Source organism: Streptomyces sp. T39 (assembly GCF_008042045.1).
Lineage (GTDB): Bacteria > Actinomycetota > Actinomycetes > Streptomycetales > Streptomycetaceae > Streptomyces.
On sequence record NZ_RDBP01000012.1, the window covers coordinates 1,494,386 to 1,504,165 of the forward strand.

7 protein-coding genes and 2 pseudogenes are annotated in these 9,780 nt (G+C 73.4%); 8 read left to right on the top strand and 1 reads right to left on the bottom strand.

Annotated features, from left to right (window positions below; translation table 11 throughout):
* From EAO77_RS07715 to EAO77_RS07750, 8 genes and pseudogenes are all read left to right on the top strand, one after another.
* A partial coding sequence (locus tag EAO77_RS07715) for a molybdopterin molybdotransferase MoeA (protein ID WP_410088323.1) occupies window positions 1-1,454 on the top strand: 1,454 nt, incomplete at its 5' end.
* A 20-nt stretch (window positions 1,455-1,474) separates the two neighbouring features.
* Window positions 1,475-2,530 carry a potassium channel family protein gene (locus EAO77_RS07720; RefSeq protein WP_261993969.1) on the top strand — a complete coding sequence of 352 codons (1,056 nt, stop codon included), beginning with the start codon at window positions 1,475-1,477 and terminating at the stop codon, window positions 2,528-2,530.
* Window positions 2,531-2,540: 10 nt separating this feature from the next.
* Window positions 2,541-3,425 (top strand): annotated as a pseudogene (locus tag EAO77_RS07725) (NAD(P)H-quinone oxidoreductase); the annotation flags it as partial.
* A pseudogene (locus EAO77_RS39825) lies at window positions 3,409-3,522 on the top strand (PadR family transcriptional regulator); the annotation flags it as partial. The pseudogenes EAO77_RS07725 and EAO77_RS39825, both read left to right, overlap by 17 nt.
* A 459-nt stretch (window positions 3,523-3,981) precedes the next feature.
* Window positions 3,982-4,620 (top strand): PadR family transcriptional regulator, encoded by a 639-nt coding sequence (locus tag EAO77_RS07735; RefSeq protein WP_147987300.1) that lies wholly within the window; start codon window positions 3,982-3,984, stop codon window positions 4,618-4,620.
* Between the two features lie 338 nt (window positions 4,621-4,958).
* Entirely contained in the window at window positions 4,959-5,729 is a 771-nt protein-coding gene (locus EAO77_RS07740; RefSeq protein WP_147987301.1) for an ABC transporter ATP-binding protein, read from the top strand.
* Entirely contained in the window at window positions 5,726-8,590 is a 2,865-nt protein-coding gene (locus tag EAO77_RS07745) for an ABC transporter permease (protein WP_147987302.1), read from the top strand. Before EAO77_RS07740 ends, EAO77_RS07745 begins: the two co-directional genes overlap by 4 nt.
* Before the next feature lie 120 nt (window positions 8,591-8,710).
* On the top strand, window positions 8,711-9,250 hold the full coding sequence (locus EAO77_RS07750; protein WP_147987303.1) for a bacterial proteasome activator family protein: 540 nt from the start codon (window positions 8,711-8,713) through the stop codon (window positions 9,248-9,250).
* 109 nt (window positions 9,251-9,359) lie between these two features.
* Here the strand turns inward: EAO77_RS07750 and EAO77_RS07755 are convergent.
* Window positions 9,360-9,780, bottom strand: a 421-nt coding sequence (locus tag EAO77_RS07755) for a zinc-binding dehydrogenase (protein WP_147989016.1), incomplete at its 5' end; no start/stop codon positions are given.

Genomic DNA, 9,780 nt, shown 5'->3' on the forward strand with positions numbered 1-9,780 from the left:
CCCCGGGCGTCTCCGGCCGTCCGGCCGGCCGGTGCGCGCTCCGCCCCGAGCCGCCCACCAGCGCGAGCGCCTCGTCGACCCCGTCGATCTCCCCCTCCTCGTGCGCGCCCGGGAGGGGCGCGCACGAGGAGGGGGAGATCGACGGGGTCGACGAGGCGCTCGCGCTGGTGGGCGGCTCGGGGCGGAGCGCGCACCGGCCGGCCGGACGGCCGGAGACGCCCGGGGAGGGCCAGGGCGGACCGCACCGGGCACAGCCCTGGCCGGCGGCCCGTTCGCTGGCGGCCGGTGCGGGACGCTTCCGTGCGCCGCGTACCGTGCGCCTGCCCCTCGCGGAGGCCCTCGGCGGCGTGCTCGCCGAGCCGCTGACCGCGCTGTGCGACCTCCCGTCCTTCGACACCTCCGCGATGGACGGCTGGGCCGTCGCGGGCCCCGGGCCCTGGCGGATCGCGGACGAGGGCTCGATCCTCGCCGGGCACGCCGACGCCACGCCGATCCCGGACGGCACCGCGCTGCGGATCGCCACGGGTGCGCGGGTGCCGCTGGAGACCACCGCGGTGATCCGCAGCGAGCACGCGCGCCCGGACGAGGACAAGCGGCTGCTCCACGCGGAACGCGCGGTGACCCCCGGCCAGGACATCCGCCCGCGCGGACAGGAGTGCCGCTGTGGTGATCGCCTGCTCCCCGCGGGGAGCGTGGTGACTCCGGCGGTGCTGGGGCTGGCCGCGGCCGCGGGATACGACACCCTGGTCACCGTCGTGCGTCCGCGGGCGGAGGTACTGGTCCTCGGGGACGAACTGCTCACCGGCGGCCTTCCGCACGACGGGCTGATCCGTGACGCCCTCGGCCCGATGATCGGCCCCTGGCTGTTCGCACTGGGCGCGGACGTCGTGGCGACCCGCCGGATCGGCGACGACGCGGACGCCCTGTACCGGGCGGTCACGACCTCGGACGCCGACCTGATCATCACCACCGGTGGCACGGCGGCGGGGCCCGTCGATCATGTCCATCCGGTGCTGCGCCGGGCCGGGGCCGAGCTCGTCGTCGACCAGGTCGCCGTGCGCCCGGGGCACCCGATGCTCCTGGCGCGGCTCCCCGACGGGCGCCACCTGGTGGGCCTGCCGGGCAATCCGCTGGCGGCGGTGTCCGGGTTGCTGACCCTCGCCGAGCCCGTGCTGCGCGCACTCTCCGGACGGCAGCCGGCCCCGCCGTACCGCCTGCCGGTACGCGACGCGGTGCAGGGCCATCCGCACGACACCCGCCTCGTGCCCTTCGCGTACGACCGGGGCCGGCCGGCTCCGCTGCACTACAACGGGCCGGCCATGCTGCGCGGTGTCGCCGCCGCGGACGGTCTGGCGGTGATTCCACCCGGTGGCGCCGAGCCGGGAGACGACGTGGAGGTGCTCGACCTGCCCTGGGCAGGCCGGGTGGCCGTGGAAGGCGGGTGTTTCACGTGAAACTCTCCGGTCAGGACGCCATGGCCCGGAACGCCGACGAGCACCTCGTCAGCGGCCGGGTCAAACTCCCCCGCCGGATCGTCGAGCGGCCGCTGCGGCAGGTGAGCAAGCGGCTGCTGATGGCGTTCATGGTGCTCGCCGTCACCGTGCTCCTGGTCTACAGCGACCGGAGCGGCTATCACGACAACGCGGACGGCAGCGTCGACTTCCTCGACGCGGTCTACTACGCGACCGTCACCCTCTCGACCACGGGCTACGGCGACATCGTCCCGTACAGCAGTGGTGCCCGGCTGACCAATGTGCTGCTGGTGACACCGCTGCGTGTGCTCTTTCTGATCATCCTGGTCGGCACGACTCTGGAGGTGCTCACCGAGCGCACCCGCGAGGAGTGGCGACTGAACCGCTGGAGGGCCAGCTTGCGCGACCACACCGTCATCGTCGGGTTCGGCACCAAGGGCCGGTCGGCGATGCAGACGCTTTGCGCCACCGGATTGCGGAAGGACCAGATCGTCGTCGTCGACCCGAGCGGCAAGGTCATCGACGCGGCGAACGCCGAGGGCTTCGTCGGCGTCGTCGGCGACGCCACCCGCAGCGACGTCCTCACCCGGGCGGAACTCCAGAAGGCGCGGCAGATCATCATCGCTCCGCAACGCGACGACACCGCGGTGCTGGTCACGCTCACGGCGCGCCAGCTCAACCGCGGTGCCAAGATCGTCGCCGCGGTCCGTGAGGAGGAGAACGCGCCGCTGCTGCGACAGTCCGGCGCCGATGCCGTGATCACCAGTTCCGGCGCGGCCGGCCGGCTGCTGGGCCTGTCCGTGCTCAGCCCCAGCGCGGGCACGGTCATGGAGGATCTGATCCAGCAGGGCAGCGGACTCGACCTCATCGAACGGCCTGTCATAAAGGCCGAGGTGGGCCGCAGCGTGCGGGAGACGGAGGACCTCGTCGTGAGCGTGCTGCGGGGGCACCGGCTGCTGCCGTACGACGATCCGGCCGCCAGTCCGTTGCAGCTCACGGACCGTCTGATCACCATCGTCCGCGCGGAGAACGACCACACCCCCGGGGGCCGGGAGTAGCCTCGCGGCCATGCATGCGATCACGATTCCCGAACCAGGTGGCCCCGAGGCCCTCGTCTGGGCCGAGGTGCCGGACCCCGTCCCCGCCGAGGGAGAAGTCCTCGTCGAGGTCGTCGCCAGTGCGGTCAACCGTGCCGATCTGCTGCAGCGGCAGGGCTTCTACGACCCGCCGCCCGGGGCCTCCCCGTACCCGGGCCTGGAGTGCTCGGGCCGGATCGCCGCGCTGGGACCCGGGGTCTCGGGGTGGGCCGTCGGGGACGAGGTGTGCGCGCTGCTCGCCGGCGGCGGCTACGCGGAGAAGGTCGCGGTCCCGGTGGGGCAACTGCTGCCGGTACCCCGGGGACTGGACCTCGTCACCGCCGCCGCACTGCCCGAGGTGACGGCGACGGTCTGGTCGAACGTCTTCATGGTCGCCCATCTGCGTCCGGGCGAGACGCTGCTCGTCCACGGAGGTGCGAGCGGAATCGGCACGATGGCGATCCAGCTCGCCAAGGCCGTCGGGGCGAGGGTGGCGGTCACGGCGGGCGGGCCCGAAAAGCTGGCGCGCTGCGCCGAATTGGGCGCCGACATCCTGATCGACTACCGCGAGCAGGACTTCGTCGAGGAGATCCGCACGGCGACGGACGGAGCGGGAGCGGACGTCATCCTCGACATCGTGGGGGCGAAGTACCTCGACCGGAACATCCGCGCCCTGGCCGTCAACGGCCGGCTCGCCGTGATCGGTCTCCAGGGCGGGGTGAAGGGTGAACTGAATCTCGGCGCCCTGCTCGCCAAGAGGGCCGCGGTGACGGCGACCTCGCTGCGGGGCCGCCCGCTGGGCGAGAAGGCGTCGATCATCGCCGCGGTCACCGAGCACGTGTGGCCGCTCATCGGCGGCGCGCCAGGTGATCCAGTCCCAGCGCCATCACACCGTGAAGGCCATGCAGGACTACACCCGGCTCAAGGCGCAGGCGCTGGCCTCGATCGAGGGCGGCGGCTCGACCGAGCGGGACGGCCGCACGGACGCCACCGGGGAGGCGCCGGTCGAACGGTGGGCGGACGGCTCGGTGCTCTCCCCGGGGCTCGACGGTGCGGCCGGCAGCGACCGGCCGGGGCGGGGGCGGCCCTCACCGGCCTGGCGTCCGGCGAGCCGCGGGAGGAGGACCCCCCGGACGACGAGGCGCCCGCCGGCCGGACACCGCCCTCCTCGGCGGCCGCGGTGCCGCCGTCCGCGCCTGTCAGCGGCCGGGCCACCGCGTCCGACCAGGGCGACCAGGCGCTTCCCGCCCCGGTGGCGCACCAGATCTCGCCGCTGTCACTGGGGGTCGGACTGGCCCTGATGGGCCTCGGTGTGGGCTTCCTCGGCATCCGCCTGCGCCGCCGCTGAGCGCGGCGTCCTCCTTGAGACGGACCCCCGAGGTCCCTCGGCAGATGGTTCCCCCGGCGTGGCATACCCGGTATACATACTGAGTATGTCCATCCGTCACGGGCTTCTGGCCCTCCTCGAACCGGGTGCGCGGTACGGCTCGCAGCTGCGCTCCGAGTTCGAGTCGCGCACCGGTGCCACCTGGCCGCTGAACGTCGGCCAGGTCTACACGACCCTCAACCGCCTGGAACGTGACGGCATGGTCACCCAGGACGGCGAGGACGAGGCGGGCCACGCGCTGTACGCCATCACCGAGCGGGGCCGCACCGAACTCCGGAACTGGTTCGCCACGCCGGTGGACCGCAGCAGCCCGCCCCGGGACGAACTGGCCATCAAGCTCGCCATGGCCGTGGGCACGCCCGGGGTGGACATCCGCCAGGTGATCCAGTCCCAGCGCCATCACACCGTGAAGGCCATGCAGGACTACACCCGGCTCAAGGCGCAGGCGCTGGCCTCGATCGAGGGCGGCGGCTCGACCGAGCGGGACGACGTGGCCTGGCTGCTGGTGCTGGAACAGCTCATCTTCCAGACCGAGGCCGAGGCGCGCTGGCTCGACCACTGCGAGGTGCGCCTGATCAGGCTCTCCGCGGCCACGGGGCGGCCGGCCGCCCCCGGCCGGCCGCCGGCCGGGGAACAGCCCTCGGCACCGTCCGCGACCGCACCGTCCGGGCGGTCCCGGAGGTGACCGTCAGCGTGTCCGGCCGGGGAGGACGTCCTCCGGTACCGCGCCGGGAGCCGGTCCGCCGCCCTGGCGGGCCCTGCGGCCCGGCGGCAACCGCGGCGGCAGGTCCGCACCGGGCCTGAGCTCCGGACCGACTGCGGGGCCGGGCCTCCGCCCCGCCCCGACGGCGCCACGCGATGCCGCCGCCACCGTCGCACGGCCGCCACGAGGCGCCCACGGGGCCGCACCACCCGACAGACCTCGGAGCCGGGCCGCCGCGAGCCGTGCGGTCCGCACCGACAGACCTTCAGACCTCGCGCACCCGCTCGTGCGCACCCACACGCTCAAGGGGGGACCCACCCATGTCCGAACACCCGTCACCACAGTCACAGCAGCAACGTCAGTCCCAGCAGCCCGTGCTCCAGCTGAAGGAACTCACCCGCGTCCACGGCAGCGGCGCCACCGAGGTGCACGCTCTGCGCGGCATCAACCTCGATGTGTTCCCCGGGGAACTCGTCGCCGTCATGGGCCCCTCCGGCTCCGGCAAGTCCACGCTCCTCACCATCGCGGGCGGCCTCGACGCCCCCACCTCCGGGCAGGTGATCGTCGAGAACACCGACATCACCACGGCGGACCGCAAGACGCTCGCCGCCCTGCGCCGGCGCAGCATCGGCTACGTCTTCCAGGACTACAACCTCATCCCCGCCCTCACCGCGGCCGAGAACATCGCCCTCCCCCGTGAGCTGGACGGCACCTCGGCGCGCAAGGCGCGCACCGAGGCCGTCGCCGCGCTCGAGGAGATGGAACTCGGGCACCTCGCCGACCGCTTCCCCGACGAGATGTCCGGCGGCCAGCAGCAGCGGGTCGCCATCGCCCGGGCCCTGGTGGGCGACCGCCGTCTGGTCCTCGCCGACGAGCCGACCGGCGCGCTCGACTCCGAGACCGGTGAGTCGGTCCTCGCCCTGCTGCGGGCGCGCTGCGACGCCGGTGCTGCGGGCATCCTCGTCACCCACGAGCCGCGCTTCGCCGCCTGGGCCGACCGTGTCGTGTTCCTGCGCGACGGGGCCGTGGTCGACCAGACGGTCCGCAGCGAGGCGTCCTCGCTCCTCACCGGCCAGGCGGCCGAGCTGTGAGGACCTGGTACCACTCCTGGCGCGCCGCGATCCGTATCGCGCGCCGCGACGCCTGGCGCTCGAAGGGCCGCAGCTTCCTGGTCCTGGCCATGATCGCGCTGCCCATCGTCGGCGTCAGCGCGGCGGACCTGACGGTGCGCAGTGCCGAACTCTCCTCCGAGCAGAGCGTCTCCCGCTCGCTCGGCGCGGCGGACGCCCGGTTGTCCGACCCCGACATGGGCGGGGCCCCGGTGCTCCAGTCGCCCGACGCCAACAACTACGCGCCCGCCGAGGACTACGACGACCAGCCCTTCCCGGAGGGCTCCACCGACCTCACCAAGGTGCTGCCGCCGGGCGCGAAGACCCTCGCGGACCGCGCCTCACATGCCAAGCTGCGCACCGTGCACGGGCTGCTGGACGCCGAGATCCGTGAGCTGGAGGCAGCCGACCCGATGGTCGAGGGCATGATGCCGCTCGTCGGCGGACGCTTTCCGGAGAAGCCGGACGAGGTCGCCGCCACGGCCCACTTCCTGGAGGAGAGCGGGCTGAAGATCGGCTCCGCGCTCGCCGCCCGCGGCCTCGACCGCGAGTACACGATCGTCGGCTCCTACGAGCTCCCCGGAGAGCTGGACACCAACCAGGTCAACGCCCTGCCCGGAGCCCTGATCAAGCCGCTGGACAAGGCCCTGGTCGCCGACGGCATGCCCGGACTGTCCTCCGACACCACCCTGCTGGCGACCGTCCCCGGTGGTTTCACGTGGAACACCGTGCAGAAGATCAACGCCCAGGGTGCCCTGGTCGCATCACGGGCGGTGGCCCTCGATCCGCCCGCCGACTCGGAGGTCCCGCTCTACCAGAAGGAGGGCTGGGGCACCTACCAGGAGAGCACCGCGGCCAAGGCGGCGGCGCTCGCGGCCGTCGGCACGGTCGTCGGTCTGGCGATGCTGGAGATCTGCCTGCTGGCCGGCCCGGCCTTCGCCGTGGGAGCGCGCCGTTCGCGCCGCCAGCTCGGTCTTGTCGGCGCCAACGGCGGCGACCGGCGGCACATCCGGGCCATCGTCCTGGCGGGCGGTCTGGTCATCGGCGTCGCCGCCGCCGTGGTCGGCACCGTGCTCGGTCTCGCCCTCACCTTCCTCCTCCAGCCGGTGCTGGAGGAGGCGCTGGGCAAGCGCTTCGGCCACTTCGACGTCAGGCCGCTGGAACTCCTCGGCATCGCGCTGCTCGCGGTGGCGACCGGGCTGCTGGCCGCCATCGTGCCCGCCGTCACCTCGTCCCGGCAGCCGATCCTGGCCTCGCTGACCGGGCGCCGGGGAGTGCGCCGCAGCAGCAGGGTGCTGCCGGTCGTCGGCCTGGCCGCCGTGGCCTTCGGCGCGGCGATCGCCCTCTACGGATCGACGATGACGGACCAGTTCGCGATCGTCGCGGGCGGCAGCGCCATCGCCGAGCTGGGCATCGTCGCGCTGACTCCGGCGCTCGTCGGCCTGTTCGGCAGGTTCGGGCGCGTCCTGCCGCTCTCCCCGCGGCTCGCCCTGCGGGACGCGGTCCGCAACCGGGGTCGTACGGCGCCCGCCGTGGCCGCCGTTCTCGCGGCCGTCGCCGGCACGGTGGCCGTGGCCACCTATGCGGCGAGTGACGACGCACAGCGCAGGGCCGACTACGTGGCGCAGCTGCCGCACGGTGCCGTGTCGGTCATGGTGCCGGAGGCCGGCGGCCGGGAGGCTCCGGCCGTGCGGGAGACCGTGCAGCGGCTCATGCCCGTCGATGTGCGCGCCGACGTGGACCGTATCGCCGTCGGCAAGGCCTCGTGCTCCCTGTGGGACGAGGACGAGGAGTGCGGCTACTACGAGGTCGTCGTCCCGAAGCCCAACGAGTGCCCGCTCAACGTCTACGACCCGGCACGGCCGGACGAGGACCCGGCGTCCCGGTTCACCACGGCGGAGCGGCGCAAGCTCGCCGAGGACTGGCGCTGCAAGGAGGAGCGCGGCCCCGGGATCATGATCGACGGCGGCCTGCTCGTCGGCGACGAGAAGCTCCTCACCGTGCTGGGCATCGACGACCCGCAGGCAGCCGCGGCCCTCGCGGCCGGCAAGCCCGTCACGTTCGACAGGCGCCCCGTGGACACCGGCGGAGCCGTCTCGATCCGTCTGGTGACCGACAGGGACGCCGCGGAGAAGGCCGTGAACGCGGGCAAGCCCGCGCCGGGCGAGATCAAGCGCCTCGACGTCCACCAGGTCACCGGCAAACCGAACAGCTACGGCGTGGATCTGATCCTGCCGCCGGCCGCGGCGAAGGCCGCGGGCCTGCCGACCGTACCGTTCGGCGCGTTCTACTCCACGGACACCATGCCGAGCAGCGAGCAGCGCCAGAAGCTCGACGGCGAGCTCGACAACACCGGCTCCGACGTCAATCTGACCGTCGAGGAGGGGTACGTCAGCGAGAACAGCCTCGTCCTGCTGGCGCTGACCGTCTTCGCCGGCCTGATCACCATCGGCGCCGCCGGGATCGCCACCGGTCTCGCCCAGGCGGACGCCGAGGCGGATCTGAAGACCCTGGCCGCCGTGGGGGCCCCGCCGAGGGTCCGCAGGACGCTCAGCGGCTTCCAGTGCGGTGTCGTGGCCATGATGGGAGTGGTCCTCGGCTCGGCGGCCGGTGTCCTGCCGGCGATCGGGCTGAGACTCACCGAGCGCCGTCAGCAGCTCGACTGGTACCAGCAGTCCCTGGACCAGGGCTGGAGCGCCAGCGGCCACGTGCCCTTCGTCCCGGTCGTGATCCCGTGGGCGACGCTGGCCGCCCTGCTGGTCGCCGTGCCGCTCGGCGCCGCCCTGCTGGCGGCTCTGGTCACCCGCTCCCGTGGGGCGCTGGCCCGCCGCGAGGCGAGCTGACCCCTCCCGCGGGGACGTCCCGGGACGATCACCGGCGGATTTGTGCCCCCGTGGAAGGGTGGATCACCCTCCCACGGGGGCACACCGTGTGGTGACGCACCTGTACGAGAGAATGGCGGCATGGAGATGCCGAGGAATGAACGGTCGCAGGACACCCCTCACGTTCTCGTCGTAGGACAGGACGGGATGGCGCTCGGCGGCGGTGACGGTGACGACGAGTCGCGCGAGGTCCCGGTGACGGACATGGTCGAACAGCCCGCGAAGGTCATGCGGATCGGCAGCATGATCAAGCAGCTGCTGGAAGAAGTCAGGGCGGCTCCCCTGGACGAGGCAAGCCGGGTCCGGCTCAAGGAGATCCACCGCGGCTCGGTCAAGGAGCTGGAGGACGGCCTCGCCCCCGAGCTCGTCGAGGAACTGGAGCGCCTTTCCCTCCCCTTCACCGACGAGGCCATCCCCTCCGAGGCGGAGCTGCGGATCGCGCAGGCCCAGTTGGTCGGCTGGCTCGAAGGGCTCTTCCACGGCATCCAGACCGCGCTGTTCGCCCAGCAGATGGCCGCCCGGGCCCAGTTGGAGCAGATGCGCCGCGCGCTGCCGCCCGGCACCGTGCACGACGAGGAGGGCGGGCCGCACGGCCCGGTGCGCTCCGGCCCCTACCTCTGACCGTCCCGCCCGTCCGGTACACGTGCCGAAGGCCCGGCCCCCGAGGGCCGGGCCTTCGGCACGTGCGGTGTCCGCCGGACGCCGGTCCGGACAGCACGTCCGGTGCCGGTCAGGCCGTCGCGGGGGCGACCAGCAGCACCTTGCCGACATGGGAGCCCGCCTCCAGGGCACGGTGCCCCTCGGCGGCGTCCTGGAGCGGTACCGTCCGGTCCACCACGGGCCGCACCCGCCCGCCGCCGATGAGCGGCCACACGTGCTCGGTGACCGCGGCGATGATCGACGCCTTCTCGCCCAGCGGGCGGCCCCGCAGCGAGGTCGCCGTCACCGCGGCCCTCTTGGCGAGCAGGGCGCCGAGATTCAGTTCACCCTTCACCCCGCCCTGGAGACCGATCACGGCGAGCCGGCCGTTGACGGCCAGGGCGCGGATGTTCCGGTCGAGGTACTTCGCCCCCACGATGTCGAGGATGACGTCCGCTCCCGCTCCGTCCGTCGCCGTGCGGATCTCCTCGACGAAGTCCTGCTCGCGGTAG

Coding starts and splice junctions, on each gene's coding strand:
- EAO77_RS07720 (WP_261993969.1), top strand. CDS start 1,475: ATGGCCCGGAACGCCGACGAGCACCTCGTCAGCGGCCGGGTCAAACTC.
- EAO77_RS07735 (WP_147987300.1), top strand. CDS start 3,982: ATGTCCATCCGTCACGGGCTTCTGGCCCTCCTCGAACCGGGTGCGCGG.
- EAO77_RS07740 (WP_147987301.1), top strand. CDS start 4,959: ATGTCCGAACACCCGTCACCACAGTCACAGCAGCAACGTCAGTCCCAG.
- EAO77_RS07750 (WP_147987303.1), top strand. CDS start 8,711: ATGGAGATGCCGAGGAATGAACGGTCGCAGGACACCCCTCACGTTCTC.